General features: G+C 36.7%; 22 protein-coding genes. 4 read left to right on the forward strand and 18 right to left on the reverse strand.

The annotated features are described in order from the left end of the window. Window positions 1-125 precede the first annotated feature (125 nt). From U9K52_RS04145 to U9K52_RS04190, 10 genes are all read right to left on the reverse strand, one after another. Complete coding sequence (locus U9K52_RS04145; RefSeq protein WP_248394114.1) at window positions 126-1022, reverse strand: TIGR01777 family oxidoreductase; 897 nt, start codon at window positions 1020-1022, stop codon at window positions 126-128. Between the two features lie 416 nt (window positions 1023-1438). Next, a complete protein-coding gene (locus tag U9K52_RS04150) occupies window positions 1439-1924 on the reverse strand; it encodes an SRPBCC family protein (protein WP_322925517.1) in 486 nt (161 codons plus the stop codon). Continuing rightward, window positions 1917-2324, reverse strand: a complete 408-nt coding sequence (locus U9K52_RS04155; RefSeq protein ID WP_322925518.1) for a hypothetical protein — start codon at window positions 2322-2324, stop codon at window positions 1917-1919. The genes U9K52_RS04150 and U9K52_RS04155 overlap by 8 nt, the downstream gene beginning before the upstream one ends. Window positions 2325-2402: 78 nt before the next feature. Beyond that, window positions 2403-2807, reverse strand: a complete 405-nt coding sequence (locus U9K52_RS04160; protein ID WP_263602628.1) for a hypothetical protein — start codon at window positions 2805-2807, stop codon at window positions 2403-2405. Between the two features lie 6 nt (window positions 2808-2813). Next, window positions 2814-3158 (reverse strand): hypothetical protein, encoded by a 345-nt coding sequence (locus tag U9K52_RS04165; protein WP_263602627.1) that lies wholly within the window; start codon window positions 3156-3158, stop codon window positions 2814-2816. Window positions 3159-3280: 122 nt separating this feature from the next. Beyond that, complete coding sequence (locus U9K52_RS04170) at window positions 3281-3784, reverse strand: GbsR/MarR family transcriptional regulator (RefSeq protein WP_066439641.1); 504 nt, start codon at window positions 3782-3784, stop codon at window positions 3281-3283. Between the two features lie 153 nt (window positions 3785-3937). After that, window positions 3938-5551, reverse strand: coding sequence for a DUF4139 domain-containing protein (locus U9K52_RS04175; RefSeq protein WP_322925519.1), 1614 nt, complete (start codon window positions 5549-5551; stop codon window positions 3938-3940). 6 nt (window positions 5552-5557) lie between these two features. Then, the gene (locus tag U9K52_RS04180) at window positions 5558-7546 is read right to left on the reverse strand and encodes a VWA domain-containing protein (RefSeq protein WP_322925520.1); all 1989 of its coding nucleotides are present in this window, start codon (window positions 7544-7546) and stop codon (window positions 5558-5560) included. 161 nt (window positions 7547-7707) lie between these two features. Continuing rightward, window positions 7708-8814, reverse strand: a complete 1107-nt coding sequence (locus U9K52_RS04185) for a hypothetical protein (RefSeq protein WP_322925521.1) — start codon at window positions 8812-8814, stop codon at window positions 7708-7710. Between the two features lie 11 nt (window positions 8815-8825). Continuing rightward, window positions 8826-9344, reverse strand: coding sequence for an RNA polymerase sigma factor (locus tag U9K52_RS04190; protein ID WP_263602624.1), 519 nt, complete (start codon window positions 9342-9344; stop codon window positions 8826-8828). Window positions 9345-9887: 543 nt separating this feature from the next. On the opposite strand from U9K52_RS04190, the gene U9K52_RS04195 reads away from it, so the two are divergent. Next, the gene (locus tag U9K52_RS04195; protein WP_322925522.1) at window positions 9888-11090 is read left to right on the forward strand and encodes an aminopeptidase C; all 1203 of its coding nucleotides are present in this window, start codon (window positions 9888-9890) and stop codon (window positions 11088-11090) included. 271 nt (window positions 11091-11361) lie between these two features. Here the strand turns inward: U9K52_RS04195 and U9K52_RS04200 are convergent, their stop codons facing one another. Then, the gene (locus U9K52_RS04200) at window positions 11362-12423 is read right to left on the reverse strand and encodes an NADH:flavin oxidoreductase (protein ID WP_322925523.1); all 1062 of its coding nucleotides are present in this window, start codon (window positions 12421-12423) and stop codon (window positions 11362-11364) included. Window positions 12424-12761: 338 nt separating this feature from the next. Here U9K52_RS04200 and U9K52_RS04205 point away from each other — a divergent pair, with 338 nt between their 5' ends. Then, window positions 12762-13151 carry a helix-turn-helix domain-containing protein gene (locus U9K52_RS04205; RefSeq protein WP_322925524.1) on the forward strand — a complete coding sequence of 130 codons (390 nt, stop codon included), beginning with the start codon at window positions 12762-12764 and terminating at the stop codon, window positions 13149-13151. 14 nt (window positions 13152-13165) lie between these two features. Here U9K52_RS04205 and U9K52_RS04210 read toward each other — a convergent pair whose 3' ends face one another. Next, window positions 13166-14095: an Mrr restriction system protein gene (locus U9K52_RS04210; protein ID WP_322925525.1), complete on the reverse strand. Its 930-nt coding sequence runs from the start codon at window positions 14093-14095 to the stop codon at window positions 13166-13168. A gap of 14 nt (window positions 14096-14109) precedes the next feature. Further along, window positions 14110-16542, reverse strand: a complete 2433-nt coding sequence (locus U9K52_RS04215) for an alpha-ketoacid dehydrogenase subunit alpha/beta (protein ID WP_322925526.1) — start codon at window positions 16540-16542, stop codon at window positions 14110-14112. Window positions 16543-16679: 137 nt separating this feature from the next. On the opposite strand from U9K52_RS04215, the gene U9K52_RS04220 reads away from it, so the two are divergent. Next, entirely contained in the window at window positions 16680-16973 is a 294-nt protein-coding gene (locus U9K52_RS04220; RefSeq protein ID WP_248394144.1) for a hypothetical protein, read from the forward strand. A gap of 1 nt (window position 16974) precedes the next feature. Here the strand turns inward: U9K52_RS04220 and U9K52_RS04225 are convergent, their stop codons facing one another. The 5 genes from U9K52_RS04225 to queA all read right to left on the reverse strand — a co-directional run bounded on the left by U9K52_RS04225 (window position 16975) and on the right by queA (window position 22482). Beyond that, window positions 16975-17952, reverse strand: coding sequence for a polyprenyl synthetase family protein (locus U9K52_RS04225; RefSeq protein ID WP_263602618.1), 978 nt, complete (start codon window positions 17950-17952; stop codon window positions 16975-16977). 188 nt (window positions 17953-18140) lie between these two features. Continuing rightward, on the reverse strand, window positions 18141-19019 hold the full coding sequence (locus U9K52_RS04230) for a hypothetical protein (protein ID WP_322925527.1): 879 nt from the start codon (window positions 19017-19019) through the stop codon (window positions 18141-18143). A 275-nt stretch (window positions 19020-19294) separates the two neighbouring features. Then, window positions 19295-20233, reverse strand: a complete 939-nt coding sequence (locus U9K52_RS04235) for a sterol desaturase family protein (protein WP_322925528.1) — start codon at window positions 20231-20233, stop codon at window positions 19295-19297. 75 nt (window positions 20234-20308) lie between these two features. Continuing rightward, on the reverse strand, window positions 20309-21343 hold the full coding sequence (rlmN, locus tag U9K52_RS04240; protein ID WP_322925529.1) for a 23S rRNA (adenine(2503)-C(2))-methyltransferase RlmN: 1035 nt from the start codon (window positions 21341-21343) through the stop codon (window positions 20309-20311). A gap of 89 nt (window positions 21344-21432) precedes the next feature. Continuing rightward, window positions 21433-22482 (reverse strand): tRNA preQ1(34) S-adenosylmethionine ribosyltransferase-isomerase QueA, encoded by a 1050-nt coding sequence (queA, locus tag U9K52_RS04245; RefSeq protein WP_248394157.1) that lies wholly within the window; start codon window positions 22480-22482, stop codon window positions 21433-21435. A gap of 173 nt (window positions 22483-22655) precedes the next feature. Between queA and U9K52_RS04250 the strand changes: the two genes are divergently transcribed. Further along, complete coding sequence (locus tag U9K52_RS04250) at window positions 22656-23348, forward strand: AIM24 family protein (protein ID WP_322925530.1); 693 nt, start codon at window positions 22656-22658, stop codon at window positions 23346-23348. Window positions 23349-23355: the final 7 nt, after the last annotated feature.

A 23355-nucleotide genomic window follows, 5' to 3' on the forward strand; every position in this document is an offset into this window, starting at 1 on the left:
AATCCGACAGTTTAGACTGAAAGAGTTTTCTGTTTTTGTCTAATCCGGCAGTTTAAACTTAAATGTAATACTATTAGGATTCCATCTGATCATTTATTTTAACATGGGAATCTTGAAAATGTAAATTAATATATTAAATTCTCAAATGCTTTTTCAACCTGAGGATATTTGAATTCAAAACCATTCAATATTAGTTTTTCGGGATAGACATTTCTGCTTTTCAGTAATAATTCGGTTTGTGTTTTTAGAAATACGGACGCTATTTCCAATTGCCAGACCGGCGCGTTTAAACCGAACGGCACCTTCATTGCTTTTCTTAATTTCATCATGAATTCTTCGTTGGATAATGGTTCCGGAGCGGTTATGTTGATTGGACCGGAAAGATTTTCATGCTCCAAAATAAATTCAACAGCTTTGCAAAAATCATCAATGTGAACCCAGCTTACGTTCTGGTCTCCTCTTCCCTGTTTCCCGCCCAGCCCGAGTTTTGTTAACATTTTTAATTTAGGAAAAGCGCCTCCATAATTTCCTAAGACAATAGAAGTTCGTAAAGCAACTTTTCGTACATTTTCTGTTTTTACTTTAAAAAATTCGCTTTCCCAGCTTCTGCAGATATTCATTGAAAAATCATCACCGATTACTCCGTTTTCCTCTGTATTTAAATGTGTTTCTGAATGAATATAAATTGTTGCTGAACTTGCATTCAGCCAGACTTTAGGCTTACTGATACATTCATTAACTGCCTGCTGAAGAACTTTTGTACTTTCTATCCTGGATGAATAAATTTCCTTTTTGTTTTTGTCTGTGTAACGGCAATCGACTGATTTTCCTGCAAGGTTGATGATGACATCAGCATTTTCAAGGATCCTTTTCCATTCGCCCAACGTTTTTGCATCCCAATAGATTTCATTTTTATGCTTTTGATTCCGTGTTAAAACATACACCTGATGACCTTTTCCGGTAAAGTAATTTTTAAGGTTTTTGCCGAGAAACCCCGTTCCGGCTGCAATGATTATTTTCATTTTATGGTTGGTTTTTGATGGTAATTTGTTTATTGTTTAACAGGATTTATCCTGTTTTCTTCCAAGATGCTACTTAACTACGCCAGATTCTGACAACTTTTAATATTATACAGATCATTAGTAGCGTAGTAATTATGCATTCTATAATTACAATTGTGATAAAATAACCTGGTAAAATTTTTATAATATTTTGCTGGAATAATAAAAAAGCCGAGATAAAAAATAGATTTAAAATGTATCTGAAAAATAATTTCATTTGAGATTTTTCAAAAATCATATTAATAACAATCAAGACAACTGTTGGAAAAACAATTGATGAAATTATAAGTAAGAAAGTAACCAAACCTAAATCAATGGGATATCCAATCATATCATCATTTTAAGCTAAATATTGTTTTGAGTTTATATTTCCACTACTAACTGTTTTGACGCTCGCTTCGCTCGCGCTCAGATCGTTTCTCTGCAGTTGATTTAATCAATTGATTTCTTTTCAAAAGAAATTTCTTCATATAGTTTTTAAGAAAAATCCTGTCAAATATCTTCCCGATAAATCCGAAAGGTGATTGAAATTCGAAAATATCGATCATGATTGTGTTTTTACCTTCCTGCCTGAAAATATGCTGATGTTTCAAAGATTTAAAAGCACCTTTTTGCATAACGTCTGTGAAATAAAAAGGCTTTTCCATACTTGTAATTTTAACCGTTAATGTCTGATAAATTCCCAGATGTTTTGCTTTCCATGTTACCGTTTCTCCTTCTTCGATGAGTCCGAAAGTTCTACCTGCGATGGCTTTTTCGTTTGTTTCTGAGACTGATTTCTGATGGAAATCAATATTTCTTGACAAATCAAAAATCTTCTGAATGTCAGATTTTATAACAGTTTTCAATTGAATTTCAGGCATAATCTGCTATTTTACCATTTTCTTTATCATAAAAACTGATAACAAGGGACTGAATCATAAGAACAGGCGATAGTACGACCCAGGATACAAGAATCCATTCAAGAAAACCATAATGAAAGTCTATTTCAATATACCAGCAAATAATAAAAATTAAGAATGTGACAACCACATATGTTGAAACCAAAATATATAACTTTCTTGAATCTTTTTTTGCGTATTCTTTAGACAAAAACTTGATCATATTTAAAGAATATTGAATAAAAGCAATGAGAAAGAATTCTACAAAGATGCTGATGTATAAAAATTCCTTATGCATCACGGCTGTTGCAATAATTGTGGCAAGAAACAGGATAAGTAATGTCTGCTGAATCCTGAGATCATAGGTGAATAAAGTTTTCATGGATATTAATTTTAAAGGTTTAAAAAATCTCCTCTTGTTCTTTTGTTTTGCATTTTGAATGTAAAATACATCCAGATTTTAAAGATGAATGTTTTCATTTTTAGTGATTTTATTTTTGTTCATAGCGTGTTTGCGGCCTTTTAGGAAGAGAAGGAGATTAAGGAGCATCATGATTCCGAGGTAAATAGAAAATTTACCGATCTTCTCGCTCATATTTACCACCAGGCTTTCCACTGTTTCTATTCTGTAAAACTCAATGATGCATAAGGCAAAACCAACATTCAGAAGGTAAAATCCGATTTTGAAAAGGGAATTCGTGGCCATGGCGATATCTTCTTTCTGGTGAAAAATATCAATCATAAAAGTCTTTGAGTTTTTGAACAGAAATTGTGAAACAAAAACAGTAAGTGCAATTACAATAGGCAAATAGATCATGTACGCTGAAAAATTGTACGTTGCTGTGGTAAGGATTGTTGCTGTCATAATAGTTTATTTTATGGTTAAATTTTTTCTTAGAAGATAAAGGGTAAAAATATTGATGTAGTGTAATACACAAAGAATCAGCATAATATTCCCGATGCGTATTGCTGTTATTGAAAATACCTGCTCCAGGGAGGAAATCCTGTCCCAGCTTGTAAGACTGATGGCAATATATCCGAGGTTAATCAGATAATAACAGCCTAAAAGTATCCTGTTGATCGTAAGGCAAAGATGCTTGTCGTAAATGAGGTATTCCAGATAGAATTTGCCTGCCTGATAGCATCTTCTTCCCACATCAATGGTAATGAATGAAGCGGCTGCGAGAAAAATCAGATATGAGACAACATTAAACATTTCGTAGTTTTTATATTTTCAATAATTTTTGAAAGTTAATTTTAAATAAAAAAGGAATAACTCCTTTTTATCTTTCTTTAAGATTCTTCACACCATATTGCCAGCGTTCAGAATGACATATTTTACTTCAACAAATTCGTGATTTTCCCAACCAGCCAATGATCATCACTTTTTATCGCGAGATCCATGATATTGTTGATTTTACCTGTTACTGAGCTGAAGTCTTCCATTAATTTTATGAATTCTTTTGCTTCTTCAGAATCTTTATCTTCAATATTTTTTAATTCTTCCAGAAAAGAAATCACCGGTTCTATTTCTCTTTTTCTTCTTTCTTTCGTGATCTGTTTGAATAAAAACCATACATCTTTTTCAGCAACAAAATATTCTTTACGGTCACCTTTTATGAATTCCTTTCTAACAATTCCCCAGTCCATCAAAGCACGGAGATTCATATTGGCATTTCCTCTTGAAATTTCAAGCTGCTCCATCACCTCATCGGTAGAAAGCGGTTTCCCGGTTGCCAAAAGCAAGGCATGAACCTGCGCCATTGTCCGGTTGATTCCCCAATTGGTAGCAAATGTTCCCCAGGTCTGAATGTATTTTTCTTTTGCTTCTGAAAGTTTCATCTTATTCATTTCTTTTACAAATGTAATTATATTTATTGAATTTTCAATAATTTTTGAAAATTAATTTAAATAAAAAACAGACATCCCTTAAGAATGCCTGTCAGCACTAATTTTAATTTCACTTTTATTATGAAATATTTATATGATATTCTGTCAAAGTCCTAAGATCACTTTATTTTTTAATGAATTTACCTTAAATGAAAACTCTGTTTTCTTTGTTTCATTGGCATTTAAAACCATATCCCAAATCAGTTCTCCTGTCTCTTCATTGTAAGATGCACCCCCTTTATTTACGAGCGTTATAATGATCTGCTTATCCTGCGATACCGGAATTCTATCTATAATTCTGAGTTTTATCTTTTCACTTTTGTTATTTCGAATCGTAAACTGGTAGGCAAACTGCTGTTCCTTGTTGGACGAAGAGATACTCTTTTCCATTGTTTTATCCTTAATAACTTCTCTTTTCACACTGATCCTTTTATCATCGCCAAGTGTGAGCAGAAGCTTACTGTCGGTACTTTCTGCATTGAGCATTGTCTTTCCTACATTGGTATTTTCGAAAATGATATTTGCTTCAGCATTAATAAGATTATATTTATCAAGATTATCAAGTTCTGCAATCAGGTAAACGGTTCTGTCTACTTTCGGAACGGTGTAATAAGTATAAGTTGCAGGAATTTCCGTACGATCAAGGTTAATACTGTTGTCCTGATTATTGGACAAAATAGTGTAAAGATCTTTCAGGTCGTAGGCTACATTCAGTTGATTTCTGGAAATACTGGAACCTACAACCGCAACTTCCGCAATACTGACTTCCTTTACAGCAGACTGTGACCGTACGGAAGCATAATTTTCAACACGATCTGTCTGCACTCCCGGAGTGACAGCCGCCACAGGCTCCTGATAGAATAAACTCCATGAAGATAAGGAAGGAATCTGCTTTCTCACGTTTGGGTATCCGGAAACCAGGTGAAGTTCGACGTTTTTCCAATCCAGTCCGGAATTTTGTCTTACCATCGCCTTGTACAGCAACTGGGCTTTAGAATTTATATCCGGAATAACAACGTCATAATAAGGCCTCCAAAACGCTTCACGAATACCATATTTAATATCCAGATTGACATCTTCCGAACCATCGCTGGAAATCTGCAGCACCAATTTTCCCTTAGGATATTTTTCTAATTCCTGATTATTGAGATCAAACTTGGTACGCAATTTATCCAGTTTCTCTGCCAAAAGAGCAGATGATGTTTCAGCTTTATCAAGCTCAATACTTAGTTCGGTTCTCTTTTTCTGATAGTAATCAATCAGTTTTTGCAATTCTTTGGAATAAGAAGCGGAACCGGAATTAATCGTCTGATTTTTATCTAAAATAACAATACTGTTTGCTAATGCAGTTCTTTGGAAATCAAGATCTTTAATTTTTTTCTCTAAAAGAGAGATGCTGTCCAAGACAACTTTATGTTGAGGATTCTTCTTATCCAGTTCTACTTTATAAAAATTTTCATCTGTAGTAAAACGGTAGGTTAATACTGAAACTTTAGATTTAGAGCCTATTTTTATACTGCTTTCATCAATGTTTTGTGCAATATTGGTGATCACAACTTCAGAACTTCCTTTCGGAATTTTAAATGAAGCATTGCTGTAAAGCTCCGCAGACTGTTCGTACAATGTGACCGACTTTAATTTTGCTTCTGCAAAGACAGGTTTCTGCCCCAGAATAATGATTGAGAAATTGCATAAAGCAATGATGATGAGTTTCTTCATATTTTTTTAACGTTTAGCTATTTTTATCTTTTTATAATTCCGGATCATTTCTATAAATCCGCTTCTGTAACCGTCTTTATCCTGTCCTTTATTTTCCTTCGCCAATTTTTCGATGGCATCTAAATCTCTTATGGTAATGAATTCAGAATCTCTTAAAACTAACCCGAACCAGGCTACCGAAGAAGCAAATCTGAAATCTGTACCGGACTGCTGAGCCGAAGAATTCTTTATTATATGAACAATTTCAGAACTTTTTGATCCCTGAGGTTTTTTATATCTGAATTTTACGGTGCCCAGCTCATTACCAAAATTTGCTTTGACTGAATTTAAAGTATATTTAGTTTTATTTTGTTTCGGTAAAAATTTAGAATTAACGTTGGCAGGAATTATTTCGTACAAAGCAGTTACGGTATGCCCGCTTCCTAATTCGCCGGCATCGATTTTATCGTTTATAAAATCTTCATTTCTCAGTTTTCTGTTTTCGTATCCTATCAATCTGTATGATTTGACGAATTTAGGATTAAACTCAATCTGAATTTTTACATCTTTCGCAATAGTATAGATATTTCCGGCAAATTCTCTTCCTAAAAACTTATTGGCTTCCTGAAGATTATCGATGTAAGCATAGTTTCCGTTTCCTTTATCTGCAAGAGTTTCCATTTTGTTGTCTTTATAATTTCCCATCCCATACCCCAGACAGGTAAGAAAAACGCCGGATTTTCTTTTTTCTTCAATCAGGCTCTCAAGGTCTGCCTCCGAAGAAATACCTACATTAAAATCTCCGTCCGTTGCCAAAATCACCCGATTGTTTCCGCCTTTTATAAAACTTTTCTGTGCGAGTTTGTAAGCAAGCTCAATTCCTGCGCCGCCTGCTGTGCTTCCACCCGCCTGAAGTCTTTCCAGAGCTTCTGTAATTTTTCTTTTCTCTGCCACTGAAGTCGAAGGCAATACCACACCTGCACTTCCGGCATATACCACTATTGCCACTTTGTCTACTGGTCTCAGCTGATCCAATAATATCTTTAAAGAGGATATCAGCAGCGGCAGTTTGTTTTCGTAAGCCATAGAACCTGAAGTATCAATCAGGAATACCATATTGGACGGCGAAAGATTATTCATCGGGATGTTTTTTCCTTTCAGGCCGATTTTAAGCAATTGATGATCAGGATTCCACGGACTTTTCCCTATTTCCGTATTAATAGAAAAAGGCTGATTATTTTTGGGCTGAGGATAATCATATTTAAAATAATTGATCATTTCCTCCACTCTCACTGCATTTTTGTCGACCCCGCCGTATTCTATCATTCTTCTTACATTGGAATACGAAGCATTATCGGTATCGATAGAAAAAGTTGAAAGCGGTTGGTTTTTCGTTAACTCAAATGGATTTTCAACTAAAGCATTGTAATCTTCATCATTATAATCAATATAATTTTTTGAAACTTTTTTTACTGTTTTTTTATCAAACTCACCATTGTCATATACTTTTCCCAGGTTAGGTCTGAATGAAGATTCAACTTCCATAGCCACGATTGCTTTCGGTTTTGGGCAGCCATTATATTCCGGCATTCCAGGGACGGTAGGACATGCATCATCTTTATCCAGAATTCCGTCGCCATCGGTATCCGGCCAGGGACAGCCGTTATTTTCTGTCGGCCCGGCAACCGTAGGACAAGCATCGTCTTTATCGATTACTTCATCTCCATCGGTATCAGGAAAAGGACAACCCTTATTTTCCAACGGCCCCGAAATATCTTTACACTGATCATCTTTATCCGGAATACCATCTTGATCCAGATCCGGCCACGGACAGCCTTTATTTTCCTCCGGTCCGGCAATTTCAGGACATTTATCTTTCCTGTTGCTAATGCCGTCCTGATCTTTATCTTTTTTAATGCTTATTTTCCCCGAATCTTTCTCCTGATCTGTTGCTGTTTTGGTTTTACAAGCCATCAATAAGCCTAAAGCAAGTATTGTAGTTCCTATTCTTTTCATGTTTATCATTTAAATTGTAACTTCTTTATTGTACTTTATATGAAGATTCAGTTTTATTAAAAAGTTGCAGTAAAAAATCCAAAAAAAGAAAAGGAAATCTTTGAGGAAATTTCCTTTCTCTGATGTATGATAAAATGGTTATTGGTTTTCAATATTTTAGGTTATTTTCCAGGAGCTTTTTCCTGAAGCATTTTTTTTAGTCTTTGTTTTTCCGATTTAGAAATATCTTTTGTGATGACTACGATTAAGCCATTCTTTGCTTTGCCGCCAAACAAGCCGTCGGCTTTTTCTTTACTGATTACAGAAATATTGTCAATTTTTACAGGATCCAGTTTTTTTAGGGTTTCTACATCAGACACAGTTCCGTTGATAACAACCAGCGGTTCGGCTCCCGGCAGAGTATTTGACAGATATCCCACTGAAATATCCAATCTCCCTGATCCTGCCGCTCCCGAAATAGAATTTATGCTGAGGCCCGGCGCAAATCCATTCAGAGAAGTTACAGCCTGTTTTTCACCCAGTAAAGTTCTTTTCCCACCATTTAATGCAAGAGGCGTATACTCTTTTGTGGAAGATTTTTTATAAAGTATTTCCGGTTCCTTCTGTTTTTCCAGACGACCGAATCTTACATCCGGATAATCATAATCTGCGGTATCTGCAATGGTGCTGAGCTCAGAAATTTTCTTGTTGGAAGCCATTGCATTCATTGAAGCTTTTTCTTTTTTTATTCCCATTGCAATAACTTCTTCTATATTATGCCGTTTTATACTGTCCATAATCGCATTTTCTTCAGCAATCTTCGATATCTCCTTATCAGAAAAAGGCGGAGATGTAACTTCGTAAGCCGGAGGCGTTAATGAAGGGGTATAAATTTTTGGTGTTTCGTTTCGGGCTAATTTTACAGCAGCAGATGGTATAATTGTTTTTTGAATATTGGCTTTTACAACACTGTCTGTCTTTTGGATATGTTCAGAAATCTGGGGAGCGTAGGTTTTTTGAATTTTACTGTTGTCTGCAATAACCGGCTGGCTAATCTTCGCAGTATCCGCTGTTGAGGTAAAATAAAAAATTCCGGAAGCCATGACCAGACTGGCGGCAATTCCATAAGGAAGCCATGCAGGGATTTTTCTTTGTTTTTTTTCTTCTTTTTGATCCAGCTTTTCTTCTACTCTGCTCCAAACCTTATCAAACCCCGGAAAAGTTACAGGTTCTTCTAAAGACTGAGAAGCCTCGTTGAAAGTTTTATCGATATCGTGATTATTTTCCATTGTTGTAAAGTTTAAACATTTTGATTCACCAGAAGTTCCTGAAGCTTTTTTCTTGCAAAATTGAGCTGAGATTTTGACGTTCCCTCACTTATGGAGAGCATAGCCGCTATTTCCTTGTGAGGATAGCCCTCAATGGCAAAAAGATTAAATATCGCTCTGCAGCCTTCCGGAAGAAAGTTGAGGAGATGCAGAATATCTTTTTCAAAAGACACACTTTCACCTGATGCATCAGAACTGATGACATGATTTTCTTCCAGTGAAATATGCAGACACTTCGCTGTTCTGAGCTTTTGAAGGCATTCGTTAACCGTTATTTTTTTGGCCCAGGCTTCAAAAATATCAGGATTGTGAAGCTGGTCTATTTTGGTAAAAATCTTATAAAATGTATCTGCCAGTGCTTCTTCGATATCTTCATCATTTTTAAGATATCTTCTGCAAACCGAATATAATTTCCCTGCCATTTTTTCATAGACTTTCCGCTGCGCATTGCGGTCGTTCCGCTGACATTGTAATAGTAACTCTCGTTCCATAATCAGGCTTTATATATATATACAGATGCAGAAAGTTTCAAAAAGGTTGGAAACATGATAAACTTTTTTTGAAAAGTAATGAAATGTAATGAGGGCGACAAATGAAAGCACAAAGTAAACGGAGAACTTATTACAATTTTCCCGCTGATCACAAAGATTTACACAGAATTCCTTATGTAAAAGCTGATACAAATTTATGATGTGGGAAGGCATTTAAAATAAATTATAATCTCTCAATTTGATTATTGTTACCACGGATTTTCGCGAATTTGCACAGATTTATGAATGTTTATAATGATAAAATATACCAGGTATTGTTGAAAGTTGTAATGGAATACTCTACCTTAGCCGTGATTGAGCGGTCTGTCTGAGCTCTTTTTCTGTTTTCGGCGGCGGCGGCAAAGCCGCCGCCGCCGAAAACAGAAAAAAGCGAGTAGCGAAAGCGCGAAAAAGCTTCAAAAAATTCAACATTGCATTTAACCTTTAAAGCTGTAACAAATCTTTATTATGAACGACTATTCGTATAAATAATCTTTTATAGTAATGAAAAATACCAAATTTATATCATTACTTTTTGTTTTGTCTGCAGGAAGTATGATGTTTGCTCAGGATGACTTAATCAACAAGTTAAAAAACAACCAGTCTCAAAATGCCAATTTCCAGTTTACCACGCTGAAAGACGTTGGGGCGACTTCGGTAAAAAACCAGGGTTCTTCGGGAACATGCTGGAGCTATTCAGGAAATTCTTTCCTGGAGTCTGAAATGCAGAGAATGGGTAAAAAGCCTGTTGATCTTGCAGAAATCTTCACCGCAAGAAATTCTTACCACGACAAAGCAAAATTATATGTATTAAACAACGGCGCAATAAGCTGGGGCGACGGCGGAGAGCTGCATGATGTCATCAACATGTACAAAAAATACGGAGCTGTTCCGCAGGACGTTTACACCGGGCTTAGACAGGGACAGACGCTAAATAATTTCTCTGAAATGCAGGGTAAACTGAAACCTGTTCTTGACAGTCTTGTACAGGCATCATCTAAAGGAAAGCTATCTGATAACTGGATGTCTTCCGTAGATGCTATTCTGGATCAGTACTTAGGAAAAGTTCCTTCCAATTTTACGTATGAAGGAAAATCTTACACGCCACAGACTTTTGCCAAAGAAGTGGTAGGCATCAATCCTGAAGATTATGTTGAAATTTCTTCATACAAGGATTATCCTTACTTCCAGAAATTTGTTGTTCCGATTCCGGACAACTGGAGCCATGACTCTGACTGGAATGTTCCGATGAAAGATCTAACGGCAATTATTGATAATGCAGTAAACAAAGGCTATTCCGTAGGTTGGGCAACGGATGTTTCCGAACCGTATTTTTCTTATAAAAACGGGGTGGCGTATGTTCCGGATATGAATCTTGACCAGATCAATAATGAGAACAAGGGAACTTTATTTACCGAACCTAAAAAAGATAAAACCATTACGGAAGATATGCGTCAGCAGGCTCTGAATAACCTTTCCACAACCGATGACCACGGGATGCATATCGTAGGGCTTGCAAAAGACCAGAGCGGAAAAGAATATTATATGGTAAAAAATTCCTGGGGTGTAACAAATGATTTTGAAGGATATATTTACGTGACAAGACCATATGTGGAGTACAAATCTACCGCAATCCTTGTTCACAAAGATGCACTTCCGAAAAGCATCAGAAAACAGCTGAAGCCCACTAAAAGTATCGGTTTGTAAACGATCATTTTTTGTCAGGATAATCTGACATTTTAGATATTTAAATCTGTTAAAAAACCACTTTCTTATCCGGAAAGTGGTTTTGCTTTTGAAAAAAACCGCCTTTGAAATATCCTCAGGCGGTTTTGGAAAAAAATTTAAATAGGTAATCAAGATATGGTAAAATCATCAACAGTGAATTTTACTTCGTTAGTGAATAGCAATTGCCCGTTCAGAAAAGTTGTAAAAATCAAACGGGCAGCGAAGCAGACCCACTATTGACAATTAAACTTTAGTATAATACGCCGAGGCTTTCTGCTGAAAAGTCAAGAAGTGCTTCGGTATTTTGTTCTTTTACTTTTTTAGCCCATTCCGGATCCTGAAGCAATGCACGTCCAACGGCAACCAAATCGAAATCTCCTCTTTCCAGTCTTTTCGTTAGTTCCGTTAAATCTGCTTTTTCCGTTCCCTGTCCTCCGAAGGCAGCCATAAAATCGCCTTCCAGTCCTACAGATCCTACGGTAATGGTTGGCTGACCGGTAATTTTCTTCGCCCAGCCTGCAAAGTTGAGGTCGGAACCTTCAAATTCCGGTTCCCAGAATCGTCTTTGTGAACAGTGGAAAATATCGACTCCCGCATCTTTTAACGGCAACAGCCATTCTTCCATTTCTTCAGGAGTGTGGGCTAATTTTACCGAATAATCCTGTTGTTTCCATTGGGAAAGGCGAATGATAATCGTGAAATCTTCGCCCACCGCAGCTCTTATGGCTTTTACAACATCCACTGCAAAACGGCTTCTTTCTTTAATGGTTTTTCCGCCATATTCATCGGTTCTGGTATTGGTTCCTTCCCAGAAAAACTGGTCAATCAGATAGCCGTGAGCGCCATGAATTTCCAATACATCAAATCCAAGATCTTTAGCCGATTTTGCAGATGCTGCAAATTGAGCAATCGTATCCTGAATATCTTCCAATGTCATTGTTGAAGCTTTTTCCATATCCTCCAAAGGATAATCCGGTGTACTTCTGGTATCACCAACGTGCCAGATCTGAGGTCCCATTTTTCCGCCGTTATGGTGTACAGCATCAATTACGTTTTTCCATCCGTTTAAGGCTTCTGTTCCGTAGAAATCAGGGATATTCTGCATATTTTTCGAAGCCGGACGGTTGATTACCGTTCCTTCAGAAAGGATTAATCCCACTTCTGCAGCTGCTCTTCTGGCGTAGTAATCAGCGATCTGCTGTGTGGGTACGCCGTTGTCCGATTGTGCTCTTGTCATCGGAGCCATGACAATTCTATTTTTTAGTTCTAAATTTTTGTACTTGAAAGGTGTAAATAATGATTCTGTGCTCATTTTAGATTTACTTTTTTATATTTGTTACACAAAGTAACTAATAATAGTTCACATTTGTATCTTAAGAAGAAAAAAAGTAGTAACTTTGTGGTAACTTACATTAGTAACTTTGAAGTAACGTTAAGGCTCTAATCTAAGTTATTTTTTACCACAAAAGGAACAAAAGACATTATTTTAAGTTGTTTATAAAAACGCGGATAACAACACATAAGTTTAAAAATCTTGTGCTCTCATTTAAGTAGAGCGGCTTTGTAAAACTAAAAAGGTAATCAGGTAAAAATTCTTGTGAACTTCGTGTTTACAAAAAGATTAATAAGTCAAATTAGAAATAAAACCTTATGAAAAAGAACGAATTAATGCAGTACAGCTGTCCTCTTGGTAAAGCGATGTCTGCTTTGGGAAGCAAGTGGAAACCGATTATTGTTCTGGTAATAAAAGACCGGAAACTGCGGTTCGGGGAACTTGCGGTGCGCATTAATGTTATTTCCAGAAAAGTGCTTACCGACCAGCTTCGGGAAATGGAATCGGACGGACTGGTGATTCGTGAAGAGTTTAAAGAAATTCCGCCGAGGGTTGAATATTCTTTGACGGAGAAAGGCTTAGCATTGCTTCCTATTTTGTACCAGCTTGAGGAATGGGAAACGAAATATCATGTGTACGATCCGGAGAAAGAGAGGGATTGTAAGACTCTTTTAGAAAATAAGAAAACCAAAAAGGCTGTTTTTTAACAGCCTCATAAATATTAATCATTACTCCCTAAAAAATATATTGAATGTAATGGTAACATATTTTTATCTTCGTCTTCCATTTTAGTATAAAACTCCTGCCATAATTCTATAAAGATATTTATATCTAATAATCTTATATGTCTATGGCTTTCTCTCGCTGAACGTTCTGACTCAGATGTGAACACTCCAGAAGTTACAAATAAACCAATGTCTCCGTCTTTATTTAGTAGTCCTGTTAAACTTCTTATATCGTCAACAGGAACAGATGAATCTGGTCTATGCTTAACTTGAACTTTTAATCTTGGAGTTGTTGCTCCTAAAGGGTCATTATATGCAATAATATCCAATCCCCCATCTTTTCCTTTTGGAGAAATAAATGGAGTATGATAACCCATAGCCCTTAAAAGAGCTGCAACCATATCTTGAAACTCATACGCATTCTTACTTCGGATATATTCTTTTATTCCAGCAATAGCTTGTTCTTCGAGTAAATCTAGATTAGCTTTTTGAGTTTGAGTTTGATTCTCTTCTAACTCATTAGGTTCATTTTCTAAACTATTATTTTTTAAAGACTTATTATCTTTTTTATCCGCAGCCCATGATCTATAAAGTTTGGAAGCTGTTTCTAACATTTTAGCAGGACCTAAAGAAATTGATTTTTCACCTTCTTCTGTCAAATACCAAATACCTTTATTTTTCCTAAGAAAACCAGCCTTTATAGCATCAATCGTGTAAAAATGTAGTATAGATTCCCAACGAACATAGCCTGTTTTTTCATATACTTCTTTTTCCCAGCTTGTTAAATTATTCTTTTCCCTTATTCTGTCAATTACTTGTTTTCCTAACATTTGTCCTCCTTCATTTTTAAGAATTTCAAATGTAGCAAATAGATTTTTAGCTGCAGATTGCTTTGATGGTGCAAGCTTTTCTAAATCATTGTTCATAATCAAATCAGGGACTAAAATATCGCAGGATATTTTTGAGGATTTGTTTCATTAAACATGGCGTAGATTTTCTCCACCATATCGTCTGCAGATGGCTTAGAGAAATAATCTCCGTCACTTGCATATGCCGGTCTGTGATCATTGGCAGAGATTGTCAACGGATCAGAATCCAGGAATCTGAAGGCTTTCTGTTTTTCTAAAATCTGCTGTAAAATAAACGCTGAAGTTCCGCCTTCCACATCTTCGTCGATTACCACCAATCGGTTGGTTTTCTTCACCGATTCAGCAATTTCGTGGGTTAAATCGAAAGGAATCAATGACTGAACGTCAATTACTTCCGCAGAAATTCCCAATTTTTCAAGCTCATCCGCTGCTTCCATAACAATTCTCCACGTAGAACCGTATGTTACTAACGTCACATCATTTCCTTCTTTGGTAACTTCAATTTTCCCTACAGGAACAGTGAATTCTCCTAAGTTATCCGGTTGTTTTTCTTTTAATCGGTATCCGTTCAGACATTCAACAATTACAGCAGGATCATCGCTCTGAAGCATGGTATTATAGAATCCGGCAGCTTTTGTAAGGTTTCTAGGAACTAAAACTAAAATTCCTTTGGAAAGATTAAGAATACCCGCCATCGGAGAGCCTGAATGCCAAACCCCTTCCAGCCTGTGGCCTCTTGTTCTGATGATTACCGGAGCTTTCTGACCACCTTTTGTTCTGTACTGAACGGTAGCAAGATCATCGCTCATTCCCTGTAAACAGTACAAAATATAATCTAAATACTGAATCTCAGCGATTGGTCTGAGACCTCTCATCGCCATACCGATTCCCTGTCCGAGAATCGTAGCTTCACGGATTCCCGTATCTGCTACACGAACTTCACCGTATTTTTCCTGCATTCCTTCGAGTCCCTGGTTTACGTCACCGATATTTCCGGCATCTTCACCAAATACTAAAGTTTCAGGATATTTTTCAAAAATCTTGTCAAAATTATTTCGTACCACTACTCTTCCGTCAACGTCTTCGGAGTTTTCAGAGTAAACAGGTTTAATTTCTTTTACATTTTCCGCTTTCCACTGAGACTGAGAATATAAGTGAGACGAATAATTGTCTTTTTCCACCTCAAAAATCTCATTGTATTTCTGCATCAGCTGATTTCTTTCTGCAGAATTAGTTCCTCTTGTTGCCAGTAAAGATTTTCTCACCAAATGGAAAACATCTTTTTTCGCTTTGGAAACCAATTTATTAAACTGACTAATATAGTTTTCAATTTCAGAATTTTGTCCTTTCAGGTTTTCAACAAAAGGTAACACCGAATGAATTAAATCCGTAATGGTTTTCTGGTAATTTTCCCAGGCTGCCTTCTGCCCGGCTTTTACCGTTTTTTTGGCTTCTTCATCAATAGCATCCAATTCTTCAGCCGTTGCCAGAACTTCTTCTTTTCCATCGATTTCGATTGAATAATTCAAAATCCATTCTTTGAATTTCACCAAACCGTCGAATTGAGATTCCCAGGCAAGACGCTCTTCGTTCTTATATCTTTCGTGAGATCCTGAAGTGGAGTGTCCCTGAGGCTGTGTCACTTCTATAACGTGTACTACCACGGGAATGCTTTCCATCCTTGCAAACTGTTCTGCTCTGGCATAGGCATCCAGCAATGAAGGATAATCCCATGCTTTCACCTGAATGATTTCACATCCCTGGAATTCACCTTCTTTTCTCTGGAAACCGCTCAGCATTTCAGCAATATCTGCTTTTGCTCTCTGCTTCATGGTAGGAACGGAAATCCCGTATCCGTCGTCCCAGATTGAAACAATCATCGGAACCTGAAGTGCACAAGCAGCATTCAGCGTTTCCCAAAAATGGCCTTCTGCCGTAGAAGCATCACCAATTGTACCGAAAGCAATCTCGTTCCCGTCTTTTGAGAATTTCTCAGAACCTTCAAATTTTACTGATTTATATATTTTGGAAGCCTGCGCCAATCCTAATAATCTTGGCATTTGTCCGGCAGTGGGAGAAATATCGGATGAAATATTTTTCTGAGCTGTTAAATCTTTCCAGCTCCCATCTTCATTAAGACTTCGTGTAGCAAAATGCCCGTTCATCTGTCTTCCTGCAGAGGCTGGCTCTCTTTCAACGCTGGTATCTGCATACAGCTGTGCAAAGAAACTTTCAACAGTCAGCGCATCAACAGCCAGAGCAAAGGTCTGATCTCTGTAGTATCCTGAACGGAAGTCTCCATCTTTGAAAACTTTCGCCATTGCAAGCTGAGGAAGCTCTTTTCCATCCCCAAAAATACCAAATTTAGCTTTTCCCGTAAGAACTTCTCTTCTGCCCAGATATGACATTTCACGAGAAATCCTTCCTAACTTATAGTCTTCAAGTATCTGATTTTTAAAGTCTTGAAAGGAAATTTGCTGTGTTTCAATATAGGTTGTCTGCATAGCCCGATAAAAAATTTTATAATTCTTGAAGTATTTTGCTAATATACACTTTTTAAATTAATTTTAATTTTTAATAATCTTTTTTAAATATTTGATAATAAAAAAAATTGTATTTATATTAGAAAAAAATTGTAAAGATGGAGAAGAAATCCACCCATATTCTGAATGCTTCGAGTAATCTGCTGGGCTTTTCACTGGTGATCATCACGTCTCTGAAGATTACTAAAATGAGCCCCAGCACTCATTTGGACGAATTTGCGGGTGTAGCCTGCCTGTTTTTCGCATTCAGTTGTTTCTTTTCGTTTCTTGCGATAAGATCTACGCATGAAAAGCGTGGACACAGATTTGAAACTATTGCGGATTATTTATTTTTAACAGCTTTATTTTGCATAGTTTTAGCCGTTATTATTGTAACGATGAAAATAATTTAATTTAAAATTTTCGCTCAATTACGTAATCCAGCATAATATGTAAAGATTTTCTGGCTTCGGAATCGGGAAATTCGTTAAGGATATCTTTGGCTTTTTGTTGAAAATCTTTCATTACTGAAATGGCATAATCCAGCCCACCGGAACTTTTTACAAAGCTGATCAGCTCTTTTACACGTTTCTGATCATTATTGTACCGTTTAATAGTATTAAAATAGTACTTTTTGTCTTTTTCGTTGGCGTTTCTCAGGGTAAAAATCAATGGCAATGTCATCTTCTGCTCCTTGATATCGATTCCTACGGGTTTTCCGATGACATTAGAAGTCAGATAATCAAACAGATCATCTTTAATCTGAAAAGCCATTCCGGTATAAGTTCCGAAATCCATCATTTTTTTTGCCAAATCTGCATCAGCATTATTCGACAAAACTCCGATTTCACAACAGGCTGCAATAAGGGTGGCGGTTTTCTGACGGATAATTTCGTAGTACACTTCTTCTGTAATATCCAGTTTCCTGGCTTTTTCTAATTGGAGAAGTTCTCCCTCAGACATTTCACGGATTGTTCTGGAAATAACTCCCAGTAAATCGTAATCTTTGTGATCCGTTGAAAGTAAAACCGATTTTGACAAAAGGTAATCTCCTACTAAAACAGCGATTTTATTTTTCCACAACGCATTGATCGAAAAAAAGTTGCGTCGCTTAAAACTTTCATCCACCACATCATCGTGTACCAGCGTTGCAGTATGAATGAGCTCAATCATGGAAGCACCACGGTAGGTCTTTTCATTAACGTCTCCCACAAGCTTGGCACAAAGAAAAACGAACATCGGCCGCATCTGCTTCCCTTTTGTAGTAACAATAAAACGTGTGACTTTATCTAATAAAGGTACTTTACTCTGCATGGATTCATAAAACTTCTGCTCGAAAAGTTTCATTTCCTCATTGATCGGTCGCTTGATTTCTTCTACAGTGTTCGCCACAATCTTTGATGATGGATAAATTATTAATTACCACAAAGATAATTTTTTTCAGTCAATTTTAAGGTAATTTAATACGAATATCATTTTTTTAGTTTTAACGCAAAGTCGCAGAGAATTATATAATTATTTGAATATTTTTACGTGCGCAAAGGCGCTTAGCTCAGCAAGTGATACAAACGTTTAAATTATTAATCTTTGAGCTTGTCAGTTGGAATAAAATACAGACTCTGCTTTGCGGTTCCCAAAGGTGAATGAAATTCTTCTCCGGAAATATAAATGCCGGTTTCATCTACAGCAATGCCTTCAATCTGTCCTATTGACAGTGCGCTTCCTAAATAATATCTATCCAGAGTTCCGTTGAAAAAAATCCCCGGTTCTGTTTCCCTGAAAATATTCAAAAAAACTTCCGTTTTCTTTGTATAGCCGATGAGGTATAACTTTTTATTGTAATAAGAAGCATCCGTAACTAAAAAATTTATTTTAAAAGATTCTGTTTGCTGCGCCTGCTGTTTTCCTGAAATTTCAGGATCAATGCTGTAATGCACGGTGGATTTCGTGCCCCAATCTTTCGTAAAAAGGTGAATTTTCCCGTTGAGATAAATCATTGCTTCAGCATCAAAATCCGTTGAAGAATACTTCGGGATAAAGTCTTTTTGTTCCGGATATTCAAATGAGATCAACCGAACCGAATCATTTGTGAAAGAATTGTTTCCAGATGATACTTTATAAATTTCAAGGTCTCTTCTCGTCCCTCGGTTATTTCCGAAATCGCCGATGTAAAAATTACTTCCGTCATGAGTTAAAGCTTCCCAGTCTTTATTTTTAGCATTAATCGGTAGGATATTGATGATTGATCCTGTTGTTCTATCCAGTTCAAAAATTTCCGGTGAATTTCCACTATCGTTAAATGTGTACAATTTCCCGTTCATTAAGCTTAACCCTGATGTTTCTTCAATCTTTTCATCCAGATAAGCAATTCTGAATTTTCTGATCTTTAATGTTTCAGATTGTTGGGAAGAATACAACGTAGAAATCAGAATGGCTAAAACAGGAAATAATTTTTTCATTTTGTAAAAATATTATAAATGACAGTAATTGAAATCTTTTTAGCGCAATGGACACAATTTTTTTAATAATTGTATTTAATTTTCGTTCGCAAAGGCGTTAATACTCAGCAAATGATAGAAAAGTCTAATATTAATATAATTTGTGTTTTGTTCTAATTAATGTTATACAGAAAAGTGTATAAATATCAAATAATTAAGCCAATAAAAAAAAGACGGACCAAGCCGCCTGAATTGATTATATAGAGATATTGAAAATTATTTAGAACGGAGAAAACTTACGCTGTTTTTTTATGTGATTCCGGGTTTTTCTTATTCTTCTTTGTCCAGTAATCTTTCTGATATTGACGTACTGTTTTTCCGGTTCCGTCATGTCGCCATCCGGGAGAATTAAAAATATAATTAATTCTGTCCGATAATTTTAACCCCGGTTGTTTAATGTCTTTCCATATTTTTCGCCATTCATATAAAAGAACTGTATCAGGCTTATTGTCGGGCATTTTAGGATAAATACCATATTTTACGGGCACGTTGGGATCTTCTTTTTCAAAAGTTCCGAAGATTTTATCCCAGATAATAAGACACATTCCCATATTTCTGTCCAGATATTTAATATTACAGGCATGATGCACCCGGTGATGAGAAGGTGTAACGAGAATATATTCCAGAATACCCATACTTTTTACGGTCTGTGTATGCACCCAGGTTCCGTACACCTGGCCTATCGCATATGCCACCATAATATGCCACGGATTAAAACCTAAAAAAGCGAGCGGTGAAAAATAAAGATACCGGTACAGCGGCTGTAGAACCGGACTCCTAAAACCGGTTGTCAGATTAAAGAATTCCGAGCTATGATGGGTAATATGTACCGCCCAAAACGCCCTGGAATGATGATCTACATAATGAAGGACATAATAAGCGAAATCCGTAATAATGAAGCAAAGCAATCCGTACCACACTGTATATTCCCATGAAAAAAGCCTGTGGTTGAAGAAAAAAAACATTACTCCCATGGCAAAAGCTTTCATCAGAAGATCCAACCCAAAATTGAGTAGCGCAAGATAAATATTTGTTGCAAGATCTTTTCCGTTATAAAGCCTGGCTTCGGCAACATGACTGTAAATCATTTCTGCCAGAATGATTGTTGCATGTACCGGGATCGACCATGCATAAATATTTTCAAGACCATCTTTACCAAAAAAGTAATCTACCATTGTCACTTTTATTTGGTACAAAGGTAAGATTTTAAGAAAACGTTAAGAATATTTCCTGATTTTTTTAATGAAATTTTAATCAGCTGTTTTGTTGGCTAATTGTCCGCAAGCTGCATCAATATCTCCTCCCCGGCTTTTTCTTACTACACAAACAATTCCTGCATTTTCAAGCTGACGGATATAATTTTCTTCTGCCTGCTTATTACATTGATCATATTTCCCGTCTCCAATTGGGTTGTATTGGATTAAATTAACTTTTGAAGGAACCTGTTTACAGTATTTAATAAGCGCTTTAATATCTTCATCTCCGTCATTGATCCCTTTCCATACGCAGTATTCGAAAGTAATGACAGAACCTGTTTTCTGATACCAGTATTGAAGCGCTTCCATAATTTCCGTTAAAGGAAATTTTTCGGAAAAGGGCATGATCTCATTACGTTTTGATTCGATAGCAGAGTGAAGTGATAAGGCGAGCTTTACTCTCAAATCGTCATCAGCAAGCATTTTGATCATCTTGGGAATTCCTGATGTAGAAACGGTAATTCTTCTCGGCGACATCCCTAAACCTTCCGGTTGTGTGATCTTCCTGATGGCTTCCACTACATTTTTATAGTTCATCATCGGCTCTCCCATTCCCATAAAAACAATATTGGAAAGTGGCCTGTTAAAATACATTTTGCTCTGGCTGTCGATTAAAGCAACCTGATCTACAATTTCCGCCACTTCCAGATTTCTCATTCTTTTGAGTCTAGCTGTTGCACAGAATTCACAGTTTAATGAGCATCCTACCTGAGAAGAGACACAAGCTGTAGTTCTTGTTTCGGTAGGTATCAAAACAGACTCTACCAATAAACCATCATGTAATTTCACTCCGTTTTTGATGGTTCCGTCGGTACTTTTCTGGAGCTGATCAACAGAAACCGGATTGATGGTATATTCTTCGGAAATTCTTTCACGAAGAGACTTTGAAAGATTCGTCATCTCATCAATCGAATGAAGGTTTTTGCTCCACAGCCAATCGTACACCTGTTTCGCTCGGAAAGGCTTTTCTCCTAAAGACGTAAAATACTCTTTAAGCTGGTCGAGTGATAAAGTTCTGATATCTTTCATTATGTTGTTGGATGTTGGATGTCAGAAGATGGAAGAAAAATTGGGCGCCGAATTGCAAACTTCCAGCACCCAACTTCCAGCTTCCGTTCTTATAAAATTAGCATCGCATCTCCGTACGAGTAGAATTTGTATTTCTCTTTTACAGCTTCTTCATACGCGTGCATTACGAAATCTCTTCCTGCAAACGCTGCAATCATCATGATTAACGTAGATTTCGGTGTGTGGAAATTCGTGATCATACAGTTGGCAACCCCGAATTCATGAGGAGGATAAATAAATTTATTTGTCCATCCGTGAAATGCGGAAATTTTCTTATTTGAAGATACTGAAGTTTCCAGTGTTCTCATTGTTGTAGTTCCTACAGCACACACTCTCTTATTAGCTTCAACGGCATTGTTGATGATCTGGGCATTTTTTTCATCGATGAAAATCTCTTCAGATTCCATTTTGTGTTTGGAAAGATCTTCCACTTCGATCGGGTTAAATGTTCCTAATCCAACATGCAGGGTAACTTCTGCGAAATCAATCCCTTTGATTTCCAGTCTTTTCATCAGATGTTTTGAGAAGTGAAGCCCAGCCGTAGGTGCAGCAACCGCTCCTTCCACTTTTGCGTAGATTGTCTGGTATCTTTCTGCATCTTCCGGTTCTACGTCTCTTTTAATATATTTTGGAAGCGGTGTTTCTCCAAGCTCCTTTAATTTAGCTCTGAATTCTTCGTAAGAACCGTCGAACAAGAATCTTAATGTTCTCCCTCTTGAAGTTGTGTTATCGATAACTTCCGCTACCAGAGATTCGTCTTCCGTGAAGAATAATTTATTTCCAATTCTGATTTTTCTTGCAGGATCTACCAATACATCCCAAACGCGGGTTTCTTTATCAAGTTCTCTCAAAAGGAAAACTTCGATTTTTGCTCCTGTCTTTTCTTTATTTCCATAAAGACGTGCCGGGAAAACCTTGGTATTGTTAAAGATGAAAAGATCTCCTTCATCAAAATAATCAACCACATCCTTGAACAATTTGTGCTCAATAGTTTCGGTTTTTCTGTCCAAAACCATTAGCCTTGCTTCGTCTCTGTGCTCGGATGGGTGTTCTGCTAATAATTCTGCAGGAAGATCAAAATTAAAATCTGATGTTTTCATTTTTTAAATTACGGTTTAAAAATTATCAAATTACAAGATGTAATTTTCGGACTGCAAATATACCACATTCGGTACCCCTTTGTCAAGTATTATTTACAATCAGGCAAAAAACCGTGATTTTACGGCGAATATTACGTCTGAAAATTTGTATTTTGCAGTTTAAATGTACACTTATGAGCAAATATTCAATTGAATCTTTCGTCAACGAAACAAAAGAAAAACCCGAAAACAGAGATTACTTCGAACTTGAAAAGCCAGCGCTTCTGGAAATTAACTTGAACAATCAGGCAGTATGGACAAAGACCGGAAGTATGGTAAGTTATATAGGAAACATCAATTTTGAAAGACAGGGAATGCTTTCGGGCGGTTTGGGAAATCTGCTGAAAAAAGCAATCAGCGGTGAAGGAGCAAGACTGATGAAAGCCGAAGGAACCGGAAAATTATATGTGGCCGATGAAGGAAAGAAGGTACGCATTCTTTACCTTAACAATGAAGCTGTTTGTGTAAATGGAAACGACGTATTAGCTCACGAACAAAGCGTAAAAAGTGATATTACGATGCTGAAAAGCATTGCAGGCGTTATGTCCGGCGGACTTTTCCAGGTAAGACTATCCGGAACGGGACACATTGCAGTTACTACGCACGGTGAGCCATTGACTTTGCTGGTAACTCCTGATGCACCTGTTTTTACAGATCCTAATGCAACGGTAGCATGGTCAGGAAACCTAACTCCTGAATTAAAGACCAATGTTTCTTTTAAAAGTCTTATCGGAAGAGGGAGCGGTGAAGAATTCCAGATGAAATTTTCAGGAAACGGATGGGTTTTAATACAGCCGTATGAGGAAGTGTATAGGATTGAGAAATAGTAAAATA

This window comes from Chryseobacterium sp. MHB01 (assembly GCF_034651565.1).
Taxonomy (GTDB): domain Bacteria; phylum Bacteroidota; class Bacteroidia; order Flavobacteriales; family Weeksellaceae; genus Chryseobacterium; species Chryseobacterium nepalense.